The 16615-nt window shown below is 47.2% G+C and carries 12 protein-coding genes; 9 read left to right on the forward strand and 3 right to left on the reverse strand.

Going from position 1 to position 16615, the window contains the following annotated elements; translation table 11 throughout:
* Window positions 1-430 precede the first annotated feature (430 nt).
* From BRW63_RS27745 to BRW63_RS19340, 4 genes are read left to right on the forward strand one after another with little or no spacing between them, the layout of a single operon-like run.
* Window positions 431-667: a hypothetical protein gene (locus BRW63_RS27745; protein WP_143162079.1), complete on the forward strand. Its 237-nt coding sequence runs from the start codon at window positions 431-433 to the stop codon at window positions 665-667.
* A 28-nt stretch (window positions 668-695) separates the two neighbouring features.
* Window positions 696-1451 carry a hypothetical protein gene (locus BRW63_RS19330; protein ID WP_073074029.1) on the forward strand — a complete coding sequence of 252 codons (756 nt, stop codon included), beginning with the start codon at window positions 696-698 and terminating at the stop codon, window positions 1449-1451.
* Window positions 1452-1485: 34 nt separating this feature from the next.
* Window positions 1486-2715, forward strand: coding sequence for a hypothetical protein (locus tag BRW63_RS19335; RefSeq protein ID WP_073074031.1), 1230 nt, complete (start codon window positions 1486-1488; stop codon window positions 2713-2715).
* 33 nt (window positions 2716-2748) lie between these two features.
* Window positions 2749-3042: a DUF4359 domain-containing protein gene (locus BRW63_RS19340; RefSeq protein WP_073074032.1), complete on the forward strand. Its 294-nt coding sequence runs from the start codon at window positions 2749-2751 to the stop codon at window positions 3040-3042.
* 17 nt (window positions 3043-3059) lie between these two features.
* On the opposite strand, the gene BRW63_RS19345 is transcribed toward BRW63_RS19340, so the two are convergent.
* Genes BRW63_RS19345 through BRW63_RS19355 form a run of 3 tightly spaced genes read right to left on the reverse strand, consistent with a single transcriptional unit; the run spans window position 3060 to window position 7237 of the window.
* Window positions 3060-3845: a response regulator transcription factor gene (locus tag BRW63_RS19345; RefSeq protein ID WP_073074034.1), complete on the reverse strand. Its 786-nt coding sequence runs from the start codon at window positions 3843-3845 to the stop codon at window positions 3060-3062.
* Entirely contained in the window at window positions 3845-4966 is a 1122-nt protein-coding gene (locus BRW63_RS19350) for a hybrid sensor histidine kinase/response regulator (RefSeq protein WP_073074036.1), read from the reverse strand. Before BRW63_RS19350 ends, BRW63_RS19345 begins: the two co-directional genes overlap by 1 nt.
* A 3-nt stretch (window positions 4967-4969) precedes the next feature.
* Complete coding sequence (locus tag BRW63_RS19355) at window positions 4970-7237, reverse strand: histidine kinase dimerization/phosphoacceptor domain -containing protein (RefSeq protein ID WP_073074037.1); 2268 nt, start codon at window positions 7235-7237, stop codon at window positions 4970-4972.
* A 253-nt stretch (window positions 7238-7490) separates the two neighbouring features.
* Here BRW63_RS19355 and BRW63_RS19360 point away from each other — a divergent pair, with 253 nt between their 5' ends.
* The 5 genes from BRW63_RS19360 (at window position 7491) to BRW63_RS19380 (ending at window position 16576) form a co-directional block, all read left to right on the forward strand.
* Complete coding sequence (locus BRW63_RS19360) at window positions 7491-8804, forward strand: FAD-binding oxidoreductase (RefSeq protein WP_073074039.1); 1314 nt, start codon at window positions 7491-7493, stop codon at window positions 8802-8804.
* Window positions 8805-8807: 3 nt separating this feature from the next.
* On the forward strand, window positions 8808-10190 hold the full coding sequence (locus tag BRW63_RS19365) for a (Fe-S)-binding protein (protein ID WP_073074041.1): 1383 nt from the start codon (window positions 8808-8810) through the stop codon (window positions 10188-10190).
* A gap of 77 nt (window positions 10191-10267) precedes the next feature.
* Window positions 10268-11317 (forward strand): WG repeat-containing protein, encoded by a 1050-nt coding sequence (locus BRW63_RS19370; RefSeq protein WP_083583087.1) that lies wholly within the window; start codon window positions 10268-10270, stop codon window positions 11315-11317.
* 750 nt (window positions 11318-12067) lie between these two features.
* A complete protein-coding gene (gene hisC / locus BRW63_RS19375) occupies window positions 12068-13117 on the forward strand; it encodes a histidinol-phosphate transaminase (RefSeq protein WP_073074043.1) in 1050 nt (349 codons plus the stop codon).
* A gap of 600 nt (window positions 13118-13717) precedes the next feature.
* Window positions 13718-16576, forward strand: coding sequence for a GAF domain-containing sensor histidine kinase (locus tag BRW63_RS19380; protein ID WP_073074044.1), 2859 nt, complete (start codon window positions 13718-13720; stop codon window positions 16574-16576).
* The last annotated feature ends 39 nt before the right edge of the window (window positions 16577-16615 follow it).

Consider the following 16615-nt stretch of genomic DNA (forward strand, 5'->3'; position numbering starts at 1 on the left):
GGACTTCAGCTTGGCTGACTCGGCTAGAAGAATCTGGGTAGAAAACTTTTAGCGGAGAGTTTACATCAGCATACCTGAAGCTCTGTAAGAACACTAGAACCGTATCGGGGGCATTAGTAAATCCCTGACGCAATGCCAGTTATCTGTTTGAACAAGAAGGTTAGCTGATGCAGCAGTCAGAGGTCAATCTGAGCTTCAATACACTGCTCTCTTGATATCGTAACCAGATATCATTGTCAACCTTTATGAGGATATCTTTAACTCTACTTTTTGCAGCACGATATCGTTTTTTGATATCAATTTAAGATTTTTGTGCTATCGTTAATTCATAAATTTGTCTAAGCAACCGCAAAACTGCTTGGGCAGGACAGATCAAAATACGCCGATTTTAGAAATAACAACTTAGTTTATCCAGGAGGAATCACTCAGAATGAACTGCCCTTCCGACTGTAATCAGGGAAACTGTCCATTTGTCAACGATCCCCAGCGAGTAACGCGCTATGTCTGCCTTAGATGCGGTCTAGAGCGCGATATCAATGATGGTATCCATCTTGATCCCTTTCTTCTACCTCTGTTGATCGCATCTTTAGTAGTCATGCTGATCATGAGCCAGCGATCGCCCACGCCTCAACCTGACCAGGCTCCTACTGAATTGCCCTCTCCGTGATTTACCCGTTCCCAATTGGAGAATGACCATGCGTACACTGCCCAAACCAGAGCTTGACACCCATGATCGCTCTCATCCATCTGCCCACTACTCATCTGATCCGTCTTCTCCAAAAGCTTCACTGTTCCAGAAACTTGTGATGGTCGGTGCTGGCGTGTTTGCCGTGGGGGTTGTCGTCATTCCGACTCTGCTTAGTCATCGCCAATCTCGTGTCATCAGCATTCACGCCAACGATTTTTCTGGGTCTGCCCTGGATGATATCAAAACTGCCGTAAAGCACTGCATTGCGGCGACACGATCGCTGAAGGAAGGAGATTATGCTGTCTCAATCGGGTTTGCCGATCGTCCAGAAGTAACGCAAGCAGCGGTTGTCAATGATGTCGCTGCTCTACTCAAAAAATGTGATGCCATTCGTCGCGATCGCATTCCGCCAAGCGTAGGCAAACAACGTGGCACCGATCCGATCGCCCTACTCGACAAAGTTCAGAATCAACTCAAATCACAGCGGACTCGTGGCAATCAAAACCCCGGCGTGATCACGGTTTGGCTGCAAAACGCCGAACCTCGTCTCCGTGGAACCCGATTGGACTTTAAGCGGGTGCGATCGCAGTTGCAGCAAATCACAAATGACCGCAGCACGGTAATCATCTTCGGGCCAACCGGAGAGCTGCAAAGTGATTTAGAGCAAGCGATTCAAGGCATTCCGCAAGTTGAGCTTTGTCCGATCGAGAGCTTTGAACCCTACATCAAGCAAGCCTTCAACACAGCACGCCACCTGCCTTAGATACCTTCCCCTGCTTTCATAAAGGAGTCTACCAATGACTGCACTATCACGTCCGCAATATGTTCCTGAAGATTCGTTTGCTTGGTCGCAACAGACGATCGCAAGTTGGCGACTCTCACCTCAGATTCAGCGCATTGACTACGACAGCCGTCATGAGATGGCCCAGTTTCAGATACAGGACGGAGAAACGACTCTGGCTCAGACACGCATCGAACACTTTGCCGCAATTGTTCTGCATCGTTGGCCAAAAGCAGTCATCTTAATGGTCGAGCTGTTTGTTCTATTTTTAGGAATGCTGGCCTTTAATGCCTTGCCCACTCAGTTGGCCAAGCTTTTAGGTCGTCAAGAATGGTCTGAAGGAATTGGGCTGTTGGTAGGGGCGGCTTTTGCGTGGTTAATTCACAATCGGGCTGTGCGCGGACTGGGTAAACTGCGTCGTCGCCACGATTCTCGTCAGGCACTGCAAATGATCCAAACTCTGCAAAAAGCGTCGGCTCAAAACGAGTTTTTTCGAGATTTCTATAGGGGTCAGCAGTCTTGTCTGAGTCGGGTTGAGGGAGGAAATCTGCAAGGGCAATTTTGGCTCGATTTGGGGGTGACGATCGTCGTCAGCCTGCTAGAAGGAGCCGCGATTTTTTATCAGGTGCAGCAGAACCCCCAGTCAACCGAGTGGGCAATTTTGAGCAGTGTTCTGCCCGTGGCGTTGATTTGGCTGGCGGCATTGCTGCAAAGCGATCGCGCAGACTTTGCTGATTCCTGTGCAGAACTGATCTCCGACTATCGGGACTTTTTACCAGATGGCACAATTTCACAAGAGCAAACTCTACGCCTATACGAATTGGATGCGGTGTTCAAGCATTTTACGGCAGCGATTCCTTCTGAAATCAAAACGGTGAAGGGTGCCCGCGCCAACGCTAGAAGCGAATTTTCTCAGGTGCGAATCGAGCAGCTAGAAGCAGAATGCATCCAAGATATCGAGGAGCGGAATGAGAAACTGCGGCAAGTTCTTCAGCAGCTACCGAATCAATTTCCCATGCCCCAAAAGTTTGATGTAGCTGGATATCGCGGCTTTGAAATTCCTAGCGATCAACACAACGCTTGGCAAAATAACACAGAACAGATTGCTCAAGAGGTCGTCAAACTCAAAGCTGAAGCAGAAGAAGATTATGACCTAATTCGAGCGCGAATTTGCCAACAAATCAGGAAGTGGCAGCGGATTAAAACTGAGGCAGAGCAAACCCGATCGAGAGCCGAAAAGGAATGACCAGACCGCAAACACGATTTTGGAGAGGATAAAATGCTGAAATTTGCGATTCCTGTTGTTTGTGCAGCAGTTTTACTAGCTGCGACTAATCCTGGAGAAGATGCCTACGCAGCCTGGGTTGCCCAAAATCTGCAATCTGCGGCGTGTCAGAAACCGAAATCGTCTGCTTGCTTTGCAGCCACTTCAGTGCCTCAGGAGGTTTTGACTTCTACAATCAAGCATTACACTCACCGTCAGAATTGCGTTTTCTTTAGCGTCTATACCACTCATTTCTTTAGCATTCAGAAGCAAGGATTCGGTTTGAGTGGCTTTTTTATCGCCCATTGATTTGAGCGAAGATTGTTTCAATTATTTGAATCTGGCTCATCTAAGTCGCTTTCAAGCAACTCGATTAAATGACAGTTTTGAAGCAGGGCGGCACTTTCTGGCATCAGAAAATTTTGCAGTTTATAGACTTGCTGAAGAATTGCCAGTTCTCGCCCATACTCTTGTTGAATCGTGGCGACACTGGTTTCAAAACTTGTCGCGATCGACGCAGTTTTCAACAGGTGCAGCGTCATGTTGATGTTAGACAAAGGATTGCGTAGCTCTTGATAGAAGTGATTTAATAACCCATCGCGGGTGTTAGAGGCATGAGTCGCTTCAAGATCTGGCTGCTGAGAAGATTCGGGGCGAGAAGCGTGAACATTTCGTGGAGCGGATCTGGCGATGTCTTCGGTTTGAGTTCTTGCGGTCTGTTTGTTGTAACGTTCTAGAAGTGCAGCTTGTTTTTCAAGGCGACCTGAGATAGCACCCAACAGTTCTGTAGCAGTGCAGGGTTTGGTGAGATAGTCATCGGCTCCTAGCTCCATGCCATACCGAACATCTGCTTTTGTGCCCCTGGCGGTGAGAAAGATAAAGGGAATGTCTGCCGTGTCAGCGACTTGGCGGAGATGAGTCAGAACAGAGTAGCCATCTAAATCAGGCATCTGCACGTCACAGAGAATCAAATCAGGGTGGTTGTCGCGGGCAAGTTGAAGCCCAACATTGCCATTTTCACCACCCAAACCGCTAAAGCCTTCTGCTTCTAGCAAGTCTAAAATCGATTCTCGAACCGTTTGTTCGTCTTCAATGACTAAAATTTTCTTCATTAGCAGTGCTGTAACGGTAGCGTAACTGTAAAAATGGTTCCCTTTTCGACTTCGCTGATCACTGCGATCGTGCCACCGTGTAAATCTACGCATTGTTTGACAATTGATAATCCTAACCCCGTTCCAGAAATCGTTTTGACATTGCTGGCGCGATAAAAGGAATCAAACAATCGGGGTTGATCGGCGATCGGAATTCCAATCCCATAATCTTGAATCTGGAAGACAACGGCTTCCTTGTTATAGGTTAAGTTAAATTCTATATTTTTGCCTTGTGGAGAATACTTAATTGCATTCGACAACAAGTTATCCAAAATATGTCGTAACAGATTCTCATCTAAACAGGGGAAAGATAGATCCTCTGAAGTTACAAAATCTGCATTTTTGTGAGTGAGATGAATCGGACAATTCAACGATCGACTCACTTGCAATTCTTCAATCAGGTCTTGACAAAATTGCAGCAGATCGAGCGGCTGAGGATTAAAGGGCAAATCGCCTGACTCGGTTTCTCCGATGGTCAAAACATCCCTTAGTAATTGATCCATTCGTCTCACCGATAGCTGAATGCGCTGTAAATATTCTTGCTTTTTCTCTGATGAAAGCTCTGAGTCGTAGCGTTCTAGAAGCTCAGTCGAGAAAAGAATCGCGTTGAGAGGATTGCGAAACTCGTGAGAGACCACCGAAACAAATCGCGATTTGATTTGATTGAGTTCTTTCTCTTTTACCAGCGCTAATTGAATCGCAACTTCAGCGTGATAGCGAGAGAGCGCAATCTCGATCGTAGTAATTAACTCTCGATCTTCAAACGGCTTCAGAATGTAACCAAAAGGCTCAGTAATCTTGGCTCGTCGCAAAGTATTTTCATCCGCGTGAGCCGTCAAGTAGACTACTGGAAGATTGAACTCTCTACGAATTTTTTCTGCAATTTCTACGCCATCCATTTCGCCGCGTAGTCGAATATCCATCAGCACCAGATCAGGATGGAACTGGGCAGTTAGATCGAGAGCTTCGTCAGCGCAGGTGGCGATCGCAACGACATTATATCCAGCATTGACTAAACTATTTTGAATATCTAAAGCAATAATGCTTTCATCTTCAACGACCAGAATTTTAGCAGCTAACATCGATTAAACCTTTTGTTTTTGCTCAGCAAAACTAATCTTAAAAACTGCGCCGCGCTGGCACTCTAAATCAATGGTGCCGTGGAGCTGTTTAGTGAGACTGCACACTAGCTGTAAACCCAAAGATTTTGTGTTGCGGAAGTTTAGATCGGTGGGAAACCCTGAACCGTTATCTTGAACAATTAAGGTGTAATAATTTTCAGCTTCAGAGAAGAGGCGAATGCTAATTTCGCCTGCCTGACCTGCTGAGAAAGCATATTTCAACGAGTTTGAAATGAGTTCGTTGATAATTAGCCCACAGGGAATGGCTGTATCAATGCTGAGACGCACATCTTTCACATAGACATTCAGCTTAATTAACCGTGAACTGACTGAGTAGGAGCGGAATAAATCGGTGACTAAACTGCGAATATATTCTGCAAAATCAGTTTTGGCTAAATCTTCTGATTGGTAGAGTTTTTCGTGAATTAATGCCATTGCCCGGACGCGATTTTGACTTTCTTTAAACACTTCTAAGATGCGATCGTCTTTAATGTACCCAGCTTGCAGCTTTAGCAAACTAGAGATCACCTGAAGATTGTTTTTAACGCGATGATGAATTTCTTTAAGCAACACTTCTTTTTCTTCGAGAGAAGCGAGAACCCGATCTTCTGCCCACTTACGATCGGTGATATCAATGACTGAGCCAATGATTTCAACGGGTTGTCCCTGGCGATCGCGCAGAAGTTTCATGCCGTCTCGCAGCCAGCGATAGGAGCCATCTTGATGCAGAAATCGATATTCACAAGTGAGTTGTTCTATCTCGAAAAGTTGAGCGATATGATCTAGTACGTTTCGCAAATCATCAGGATGAATGCGATCGAGCCAAAAACGAGATTCTTTTAAGTATTGCCAGACTTCATAGCCTAATTGCTGAGTAATATTTTCGCTGACAAATGTGCAAGAGCGGTTGCGATTGGGGTGACAGGTGTAGATGACTGAGGGATTAGAAGAGAGCAGATACTTTAGACGCTCTTGGATGGCAATCAGAGCCTTTTCTGACCACTTGCGATCGGTGATATCTCGCTGCAAAGCCACGTAATGAGTGAGACTTCCCTGATTATCGAAGATGGGCACGAGGTTGAGATCGATCCAAAACTCAGAGCCGTCTTTGCGGTAGTTGACAAGTTCTATCTGGATGGGCTTGTTGTGAAGCAGCGCTTGACGAACTTTATTGAGTTGAGCACGATCGCTTTTGGCTCCTTGCAGAATGCGAGGAGTCCTACCGAGAACTTCTTCTAGCGCATAACCTGTTGACTCTGTGAATGCAGAATTGGTGTAGGTGATTTTGAGATCGTCAGGGTTGCCAGTGGTGATGATGACTGCATCCTGTCCATTAATGACGACTGACTCAAATAGACGGAGGCGGTCTTCGGCGTGCTGGCGCTCTTGCTGGGCTTGCGCTTCTTGAAGCACGATCGACAGATAATCAGCAATTTCGGTGAGCGTTGAAATCTCGTAATCACTCCACTGGCGCGGCTCAGGCGAGTTAAAGCTGAGTAACCCAATCTCTTGGGCTGAATGCTGAACGCGAACCGCAAGCAAAGCGCGGGTTCCTCTGGAAAGCATGCCGTCTGCAAGAGGTGCTAGAAAGCTGGCTTGAGTGACATTGGCGACGACGATCGGTTGGCGGCGATCGATGAGTTCCAAATATTCAGGTGATTGTTTCACCTCCAAAACGGCTCCTTCTAGCTTGATCATCGTTTCGGGCTGGGCGGAATGAACGGCTGTGATCGCTCCATCGACGATCACCCCATAGAGAATTCGGAGCGTCTTAAAATGTTGTCCGATTTGTCGAACCGTCGATTCGATCACTTGCTCGGCTGATAGACCCGACGTAATGCCTCTCGAAATATTATTGAGCAACTGTAGACAGACTTGACTTTCTCGCAGACTTTGCTCAATCTGCTTACGCTGGGCAATTTCTAGTTGAAGCTGCTGGTTGGTGTCGCGGAGTTCTGCGGTGCGTTCTTCAACTCGAATCTCTAATTCTTCTTTAGCGTCGCGGAGGGCTTCTTCTGCCTGTTTTCGGTGTTCTAGAAAGTGAACTTTGGCTTCGGCTCGTTGACACTGCTCTCGCTCCCAGATTGACTGCTCTTGAAGTTGAACGATCGTCATTTTCACGTCTGACAGGCACGATCGGAGCTGTGCCGCTAACTCAGGATCGTGGATTGTCCACTGGTCGATCGCGTGTTGAAGCTTAATCAATGAAGAGGGTGATTCGGTGAGTTGCATCGCTGATAACTTTTAATTAACCGCAACAGGGAGGAGCAATGGCACTCTATAATCGAGAGCTTAGAAGCGATCGAGCAGAAGCTTTGAGGAATTGTGTTTTCACAGACCTCCAACTGACTGCAAGGGCATTATTCCCTACCCGATCGCATCTGCAACTGTGAACCTCTTCAAGCCTGGTTAGTTTTTTCTCAGTAGTACTTAAGTATATTCACTCTGTTCTCTCACCCTTTGCAGTGAACTGCGTCACACCTTGATGAAAGCCGTTGCCCAAGTTTTAGAAAACATTGTTGGAGTTGCAGGGGTTTGTGCCTGGGACACTCTGACCGAGACTGAACGATCGCCGATTTTGCAAGCCACACCTTCGAGTCAGTCAATCACCTATCTGGTTTACCCCAACACGCCAGAAGAATTGGCGGCAGTGATGCTGTGTGCCGACCAAAATCGGTGGCGAGTGTTGCCCTGTGGCAGAAAAAGCAAGCTGCACTGGGGCGGGCTGGTTGACGCGGTAAATCTGGTGATTAGCACTGAGCGACTTAATCGATTAATTGATCATGCGATCGGTGACTTAACCATCACGGCTGAAGCGGGAAAAAAGTTCTCGGATGTGCAAAATTTGTTAGGTCAGTCGGGGCAGTTTTTGGCGATCGATCCTCACTATCCTGACCAGGCAACGTTAGGCGGAATTATTTCAACGGCAGACACTAGAGCATTGCGGCACCGCTATCACAGTGTGCGCGACATGATTTTAGGCATTTCATTCGTCCGCAGCGATGGGCAACTCGTCAAGGCGGGCGGACGCGTGGTCAAAAACGTCGCGGGATACGACTTGATGAAATTGCTGACTGGGGCATATGGAACTCTCGGTATTATCACGCAAGTAACTTTACGGGTCTATCCTCTTCCTCAAGCTTCACAGACGGTGGTGCTGAGTGGGCAACCCGACGCGATCGCTCAAGCCGCCCAAACGTTCTTAAATTCTGCGCTTACGCCGACCGCGATCGAGGTGCTGTCTACTCAAGTCATGGCTGATCTAAATTTGGGAACAGAGATCGGTTTATTGATTCAGTTTCAAACCATTTTTGAAAGTGTGAAAGAACAGGCTGCCCGATCGCTCGAAGTCGGTTCAGCGTTGGGGTTGTCGTCGCAGCTTTATCCAGAAACAGATGAAGCGACTCTATGGAAGCAACTGCGAGAACGAATGATGGGTGTCAGCCCAAATGACGCGATCGTCTGCAAGATAGGAGTTAAGCCGTCAGAGGCGATCGCGGTGCTTACTCAGATTGAGCAATTAGCCAAAAATTCTGGAGCCGTGATTCATCTAGGCAGCGGGGTTGGCGAGTTGGTTCTAGAAGGAGCGATGACCAAGACTTTTATGATTCAAGAGCTGCGATCGCTTTGCCAAAATGCAGGTGGTTATCTCTCGGTGCTGCAAGCTCCCATTCCCTTCAAGCAACAAATTGATGTTTGGGGCTACGCTGGAAATGCCCTGGATCTAATGCAGAAGATTAAAACTCAGTTCGATCCAAACTCTCTGTTGAGTCCTCGTCGCTTTGTCGGTGGAATCTAAATTATGCAAACGTCAGAAAATCCTGTCACTTCTGCTGAGTCGGCTGCAAAGCAATTTCTTGGATTTGACCCAAACAATCCCCCTGACCCAACCCTGATCGATTCGTGCGTTCACTGTGGGTTTTGTTTGTCTACGTGCCCCAGCTATCGAGTCATTGGCAAAGAAACCGACTCGCCCAGAGGTCGAATTTATCTGATGGATGGGGTAAATGAGGGCGAGATTCCGCTATCTCCGGCAACCGTGCAGCACTTTGATTCGTGTTTGGGCTGTCTTGCCTGTGTGACAACCTGCCCGTCTGGAGTGCAATATGACAAGCTGATCGCAGCAACTCGACCGCAAATTGAGCGCAATCATTCGCGTCCACTGCCTGAGAAACTGCTCAGACAATTAATTTTCTCGGTGTTTCCCTACCCCGATCGGATGCGCGTTTTGCTGCGTCCTTTAGGGCTTTATCAAAAATCGGGATTGCAGAAACTGGTGCGATCGCTAGGCTTCCTCAAACAGATTTCACCTCAAATAGCCGCAATGGAATCGGTGTTGCCAAATATTTCGGCAGGTGCGTTTCAAGATACGATTCCCGCTCTCATTCCCGCACAGGGGCAGAAACGCTATCGAGTCGGTATGATTTTGGGCTGTGTGCAGCGTCTATTTAACCCGGCTGTGAATGATGCAACGGTGCGTGTATTGACTGCTAACGGCTGCGAAATTGTGGTGCCTCAGCTTCAGGGTTGTTGTGGGGCACTGTCTCATCATCAAGGGCAAGAAGAACAAACAAAAACCTTTGCGCGTCAGATGATTGATGCCTTTGCAGACAGCAATGTGGATGCCATTTTGATCAACGCATCGGGCTGTGGTCATACGCTCAAAGAATACGCGCACATTTTGCAAGATGACCCGGACTATTACGAGAAAGCTCAGGAATTCGTTAGCAAAGTTAAAGACGTGCAGGAATTTTTGGCGGCAGTGGGGCTGACTGTCAAACTCTCACCCTTGCAAGACAAACCGTTGGTGATGGTCTATCAAGATGCCTGTCACATGCTACACGGGCAAAAGATTAGCATTCAGCCACGCCAACTGTTAAAGCAGATTCCGGGTGTGCAGTTGCGAGAACCGATCGATGCAGCCCTGTGCTGTGGAAGTGCAGGCGTTTATAACATTCTGCACCCTGATGTCGCTGAAGAATTGGGACGGCAAAAGGTCGAAAATTTGACTAACACCGGGGCGCAACTGATTGCATCGGCAAATATTGGCTGTTTTGTGCAAATTTCTAAGCATCTGCAACTTCAGGGTAAGACCGTTCCGGTGCTGCACCCTATGCAGTTGTTGGATTACTCCATTCAAGGAATTGAGCTACAAACCGAATCAAATAATATGCTGATTGGCTGACAACACTTTGAGGAACGATCGATACACTAGGCAGATATTAGCGAAAGCAAATTTTCTCCTCACATCAGGCATTCCCTATGTCAATTCGTCTTTGGAAACGACCCATTCCAGCAGTTGTTTTGCTTGCTGTTTTAATTCCGTCGAGCCAGCAATCAAGAGCAATACCTAAACTGGTTGCTCAATCGAATTCACAAACGTCTACAACCTTAGCGATCGCTGATCAGTTTGACAGTGCCTCAGATTTCTCAGAAGGGTCTGCTTTGGTGAGAATTGGCGATCAATTCAAGTACATCGATCGGACGGGCAAAGTTGTTGTCACGCCTCAAGTAGAATTCGAGAGTTACTCTCCTTTTTCGGAAGGATTAGCGATCGCCAGAGTCGGCAGCAATTATGGTTACATTGACCAAACAGGAGCCGTATCAATCAATCCCAGATTTGAAGGCGCTTCGCAGTTTCTAGAAGGGTTAGCCGCCGTCAAAGTTAAGAATCGCTACGGCTTTATCAACAAACAGGGAAAGGTGATCATCAACCCAGAATTTGGATTAGCTTCGAGCTTTTCTCAAGGATTGGCAGCCGTTAAAATGGGTCAGAAATATGGCTATGTCGATCGCACAGGTCGAGTCACGATCGCGCCAAAATTTGACGACTCCTGGAAGTTTTCTGAAAATCTTGCGCCTGTCCGCATCGGCGATCGCTGGGGCTATATTGATAAAACAGGCAAATTAGCGGTGCAGCCTCAGTTTGATGGTGCGTTTAAGTTTTCTGACGCGATCGCACGAGTCCGAGTCGGGGATAAGTGGGGCTATATCAATCAAAATGGGGTCGCGATCGTGTCTCCCAAATTCGATTTTGCGTCTGATTTTTCTAACGGATTGGCATTAGTTGAAGTCGAAAATAAATGGGGATATGTCGATCGGACAGGCAAGCTAGTGATCGCTCCCAAATTCGATTTTGCGTCCGATTTCTCTGACGGATTTGCGCCTGTCAAAATCGGCAGTCAGTGGGGCTATATTGACAAAACTGGACGTGTGACGATCGCACCTCAATTTGATGAAGCTGGCTCCTTTTCTGAAGGATTAGCCCGTGTAATGATGAGCGGCAAATGGGGATACATTCGCAAACCCTAGAAATAAATTTTTATTGACTGATAAAACTCTGAGCCTGTCGTCGAGAACCCGCGTTCCACCTCACGATCGCGGATGACCGTAAAACTCAAACTCTCCCCACTTGTTTGCAGCGATCGCCGAAAATCTCTAGTATCTTCAATTAGCCAAACTCGATTTATCGAGGGAACTAAGGATCGTGGATTAAATAACCTGTCAAACTTGTAATCAAATCTTTTGATTCGTCATGGCTGAGATCTTCGCCCCCTAAATCCCCCATTCATGGGGGACTTTGAGCCAAAATTCCCGGTTTCAAAGTCCCCCAAAATGGGGGATTTAGGGGGCACAAGCCGACTCAAACGGAGTCATCAACAAACTTATCTACACTCTAGTTGAGTCCGAGAAGTTGCACCTTAATAAATTCACGTTCCTAAGCGGGCAATTTCCTGATCATTCTCCATCAGAACAACTTGTTTTCCCTCTGCCAATTCGTTTAACAAGTCTTTTAGATTAACCAGTACATCTTCAACGGTCATTCTTAGCATTTGCATTGACTTTTTTGGCTGCAATGGAAGTATTCATGCGATCGCAGTTTTAGCACCGCCTTCAAGATCACACGAATGTTCTTCATAGATGCCTATGGATATTTACATTCTTGATCTGCTGGTTATCCACGCTGTTGATAAAGTAATACGATCGAGAACGAATCTCCTCAACAAGCTGGGAAAGCAGAGGCGGGCTACAATAGAGGGTCTTCATCACCTATCGCGTGTTATGACCTCTTATTTTCGCCCTGGCATTGATGCGATCGCTGGCTACATTCCCGGTGAGCAACCCAAGCCTGGGATACCTGTCATCAAGCTCAACACGAATGAGAATCCTTATCCGCCATCTCCTGCTGCGATCGAGGTGCTGCGAACTCTAGATGTTGAGTGGCTGCGACGCTATCCAGACCCATTTGCGAATGAGTTTCGGCAAGCGGCGAGTCAAGCATTAGACGTTCCGGCTGATTGGATTATTGTTGGCAACGGCAGCGATGATTTGCTGAATGTGATCATTCGCGCCTGTGCAGAATTGGGACGTAAGGTTGTCTACCCAATGCCTACTTATGTACTCTATCAGACCTTAGCCGAGGTGCAAGGCGCCGAATTTGTTGAAGTGCCTTATGAAGAAAATTATCAGCTTCCGATCGCCGAACTGATTGCCGCAAATGGTGCCGTGACGCTGATTGCCACGCCCAACAGTCCTTCAGGTCATAGTGTGTCGATCGACGATCTCCGACAGTTAGCGACAAGCTTATCGGGCGTTTTAGTGATTGATGAAGCCTATGTTGACTTTGCTGAAAAAACTGCGTTACCACTTGTGAAAGAATTTGATAACGTGATTATCACTCGCACATTGTCAAAAGGATATTCTCTAGCAGGATTACGTCTTGGATTTGGCATTGCAAATCCGGCTCTATTGAGTGGATTGTTTAAGGTAAAAGATAGTTATAACATTGACGCGATCGCTTGCACGATCGGGGCGGCTGCCATGCGCGATCAACTCTATAAAAATAGTTGTGCAGAACGAGTCAAATCATCCCGCTCAAACCTGTTTTTCGACCTCAAAAACCTGGGCTTTCGGCTGTGGGATTCTCAAGCTAACTTTTTGCTCACTCAGCCGCCTATAGGAAATGCAGAGCAGCTTTATCTCGCATTAAAAGAGCAAGGAATCTTAGTGCGTTACTTTAACCGATCGGGTTTGTCAGACAAACTGCGAATTACGATCGGCACCGACGAACAAAATCAACTATTAGTTGAAACCTTAACGCATCTTGTCTGAGAGAATTTGACAGGCATCTTTAAAACTTGCTGAACGTAAGCATTAGAATCACTGCACTGTTATAACCAACAAGAGGCTTAAGCCCCTTGTCCTAACCAAACGTGAGTTCGACGAGTTTTTTCGCTTCGTTCTCAGCAGCTTCTGCCCCTAAATCCCCCAATTTGGGGGACTTCAAGCCAAAGCTTCTGGTTCAAAATCACCCAATTTTGGGGAATTTAGGTAGCTCTCTCGAATTCATCATCGGAGTGAACCACTTCTATCGAACTCACGTTAACAAACTGATACCCATTTGATTTGTGAATGCGACAGATCCGCGTCAAGCGCTTCTTTGACCACTTTGGGTGTTATCCCCATTTTGAGAATTTTTGTAACACGTGCGCGATCTTGTTGCGACACTTTGAGAGTTTGGGAACGCTAAGTTCAGTAGACCTCCTGCATGAATAAAATTCTCGACGTAAACCACCCTGCGATCTCGCCCCCTAACCCCCAATTCTGGGGGAACCGGAGTTCAAAGTCCCCCAGAATTGGGGGATTTAGGGGGCGTTCCCGGATTCGTGCAGGAGGTCTAGTATTCCTATAATCTTTTTTAAAAGTAGCTTTATGCACGACCCGCAAGATGGACAGGCGACTTTGACTCAGGAAATTCTTTTGCATCGCATCACAAATCGAATTCGGCAATCGCTCGAACTGCAAGAGATTTTGAGCGTAACCGTAGCAGAAGTCCGATCTTATCTGGGAACTGATCGCGTCAAGATTTACCAGTTTAGCCCTGATGCTCATGGAGTCGTGATCGCTGAATCGATTCAAGACGATCGCCTGCCCTCTTTGCTCGGATTAAATTTTCCCGCCGATGACATTCCCCCTTATGCACGAGAGTTGTTTGTGCGGGCACGGCAGCGATCGGTAGTCGATCTAATCTCCCACGAGATCGGAATCAGTCCGCTCACCTGCCCAGAAACAGGAAAGCCTATAGAACCCCCTCAAGACATTCGCTATCGTCCCGTCGATCCGTGCCATGTGGAATATTTGACGGCAATGGGCGTGAAGTCTTCGGTCGTGGTGCCGATCGTGCTAGACGACCACGAAACGGGCAAAAACCAGCTTCCATCTCTGGCCCCGTCGGCTCAGTTGTGGGGCTTGTTGGTGTCGCATCATGCCGACACTCGTGTTGTCACCGAAGCAGAACTGCACTTTATTCAGGCAGTCGTTGATCAGATGTCGGTGGCGATCGCCCAATCGATTCTTCTCGTCCAAGTGCGTGAACAGGCGCAGCAACAGTCTGTGATTAACCAAGTCACCGCAGTGCTTCACGCTAGTCCTACCGTTCAACTGCAAGCAGCCCTAGAAGCAACCGTCTCTGCGTTTCAAGGTTCAAGCGGGCGGATCTATTTACTCGCGGATAGCGATCAGAGCAGCGAACTCTATCTCTTTGGAAATCAACCGAAACGACTCGAACGCGATCGCGCGATCGAAGAAAATTATCTCTGGAACCGATATTTGCGATCAGGGGTTAATCTTCAACCGGATGGCGTTAAGCCCTGGTCTGTTGAATGGATGCGGTCAGTTTATGAGTTAAAAGAACCGCCGCAAAACTCCTCAGACAGCGATTTGTGGGTGATCAATGACCTTTATAAAGAACCTCTACTTCGGACGATAGCGCCTTATTTTCAAGACACTCAGACTCGCGGGCTAATGATTGTGCCGCTACGATCGGGGTCAGAGGTTTTGGGCTGCTTAACGATCGGTCGCGACGAAGTAGACACCGAGATTCCTTGGGCGGGCAGCCATGACCCCGATACTCGCCAACTCATGGCACGTCAATCGTTTGAGACCTGGCGACAGCTAAAAATTGGGCAGGCACACCCTTGGACAGCGGGCGAAACTCAGCTAGCACAAGCGTTGGGTGAGCGATTCTCGAATGCGATTAAGCAATATCGCCTGCACCAACAAGTGCAATTGTTCAACATCAATTTAGAGCAGCAAGTACACACCCGCACTGAAGAACTGCAACAGTCAAACAAAGAACTGCAACAGGCATTTGAGCAACAAAAAACCCTATCGAAAATCATCACCAAGATCAGAGAATCATTAGAGCTTGACGTGATTTTTAGAACCGTCGCCACTGAAATTAGACAAATGCTAGATGTCGATCGGGTTCTGGTTTATCGCTTCCATTCAGAAACTGCGTGTGAAGGCGGAGCCGCAGTTGCCGAAGATGTCTTGCCTGAGTTTCCAGCAGCCCTTGATGTCGAAATTGCCGATCTTTGCAATTCAGAAGGGTTCATCCGAAAATATCGCCAGGGAAAGATTCATGCCATTTCTAATGTCAATGAAGGGGGACACGACGAGTGTTATCTTAAAATGCTGGCGCAGTTTGAAATCAAAGCCAATCTGGTAGTGCCTTTGTTTAGACAAGATTATCTTTGGGGCTTATTGTGCATTCAGCAGTGTCGAGGCTATCGAGACTGGCAACCCTCCGAAATTAAATTCATCGGTCAAATTAGTGAGCAGTTAGGGGTCGCCTTGCAGCACGCGACGTTGCTCAATCAAACTCGTGAGCAAGCCCAAAAACTTTCAGAAGCGATCGACTATCTCAAGCAGACTCAGAGCCGTCTGATTCAGAGCGAAAAAATGTCTAGTTTAGGGCAACTTGTGGCAGGCGTTGCCCACGAAATTAACAATCCTGTAAATTTCATCTATGGCAATCTGACACACATGAAAAACTATGTCAATCAGGTGTTGGAACTGCTGCAACTCTACCAAAAACACTACCCCGAACCCCATGAAGCAATTCTTCAACAAGCAGAAGCCACTGATTTAGACTTTGTGATCGAAGATTTGCCCCGGTTATTTTCTTCTCTGGAGGTGGGTGCCGAGCGGATTCGCGAAATCGTCTTGTCGTTGCGAAATTTCTCTCGTCTCGATCAAGCAGAAGTCAAGTCTGTCAACATTCATGAAGGCATTGATAGCACCTTGATGATTTTGCAGCATCGCACTAAAGCAAACTTAGGCTATGGCGAGATCACAATCTTGAAACACTATAGTGAGTTGCCTTTAGTTGAGTGTTTTGCGGGCCAATTAAATCAGGTGTTGATGAACCTCCTATCCAATGCGATCGATGCCATTCAAGAACAGCGCGATCGCCAACTCGAGTCAGATTTAGAGCTAAAAGGAGTAATTACCCTCACGACTCAACAGATTGATGACGATTGGATACAGATTTCGATCAAAGACACCGGATTTGGCGTTAGCGATGATATAAAGTCAAAACTTTTTGACCCCTTCTTCACCACAAAGCCTGTGGGTAAAGGCACCGGGTTAGGGTTATCAATCAGCTACCAAATTATTGAAAAACATAGTGGCAAATTGTGGTGTCGATCGCAGTTAGGAGAAGGCTCAGAGTTTGTGATTGAGATTCCGATTCGGCAACCCGTTCAAAAATCTATGCAGTCAATCTGATGTTCGAGCGAAGTGAAGCGGTAGTTTGGGGTAGCGACC

Origin of the sequence: Phormidesmis priestleyi ULC007 (assembly GCF_001895925.1) — a bacterium.
Classification (GTDB): Bacteria; Cyanobacteriota; Cyanobacteriia; order Leptolyngbyales; family Leptolyngbyaceae; genus Phormidesmis_A; species Phormidesmis_A priestleyi_A.

Bases quoted from the DNA above. Each gene is read 5' to 3' on its own strand.
- BRW63_RS19365 (WP_073074041.1), top strand. From the start codon at position 8,808: ATGCAAACGTCAGAAAATCCTGTCACTTCTGCTGAGTCGGCTGCAAAG.
- hisC (WP_073074043.1), top strand. From the start codon at position 12,068: ATGACCTCTTATTTTCGCCCTGGCATTGATGCGATCGCTGGCTACATT.
- BRW63_RS19330 (WP_073074029.1), top strand. From the start codon at position 696: ATGCGTACACTGCCCAAACCAGAGCTTGACACCCATGATCGCTCTCAT.
- BRW63_RS19360 (WP_073074039.1), top strand. From the start codon at position 7,491: ATGAAAGCCGTTGCCCAAGTTTTAGAAAACATTGTTGGAGTTGCAGGG.
- BRW63_RS19370 (WP_083583087.1), top strand. From the start codon at position 10,268: ATGTCAATTCGTCTTTGGAAACGACCCATTCCAGCAGTTGTTTTGCTT.
- BRW63_RS19335 (WP_073074031.1), top strand. From the start codon at position 1,486: ATGACTGCACTATCACGTCCGCAATATGTTCCTGAAGATTCGTTTGCT.
- BRW63_RS19345 (WP_073074034.1), bottom strand. From the start codon at position 3,845: ATGAAGAAAATTTTAGTCATTGAAGACGAACAAACGGTTCGAGAATCG.
- BRW63_RS19350 (WP_073074036.1), bottom strand. From the start codon at position 4,966: ATGTTAGCTGCTAAAATTCTGGTCGTTGAAGATGAAAGCATTATTGCT.
- BRW63_RS19380 (WP_073074044.1), top strand. From the start codon at position 13,718: ATGCACGACCCGCAAGATGGACAGGCGACTTTGACTCAGGAAATTCTT.
- BRW63_RS19340 (WP_073074032.1), top strand. From the start codon at position 2,749: ATGCTGAAATTTGCGATTCCTGTTGTTTGTGCAGCAGTTTTACTAGCT.
- BRW63_RS27745 (WP_143162079.1), top strand. From the start codon at position 431: ATGAACTGCCCTTCCGACTGTAATCAGGGAAACTGTCCATTTGTCAAC.
- BRW63_RS19355 (WP_073074037.1), bottom strand. From the start codon at position 7,237: ATGCAACTCACCGAATCACCCTCTTCATTGATTAAGCTTCAACACGCG.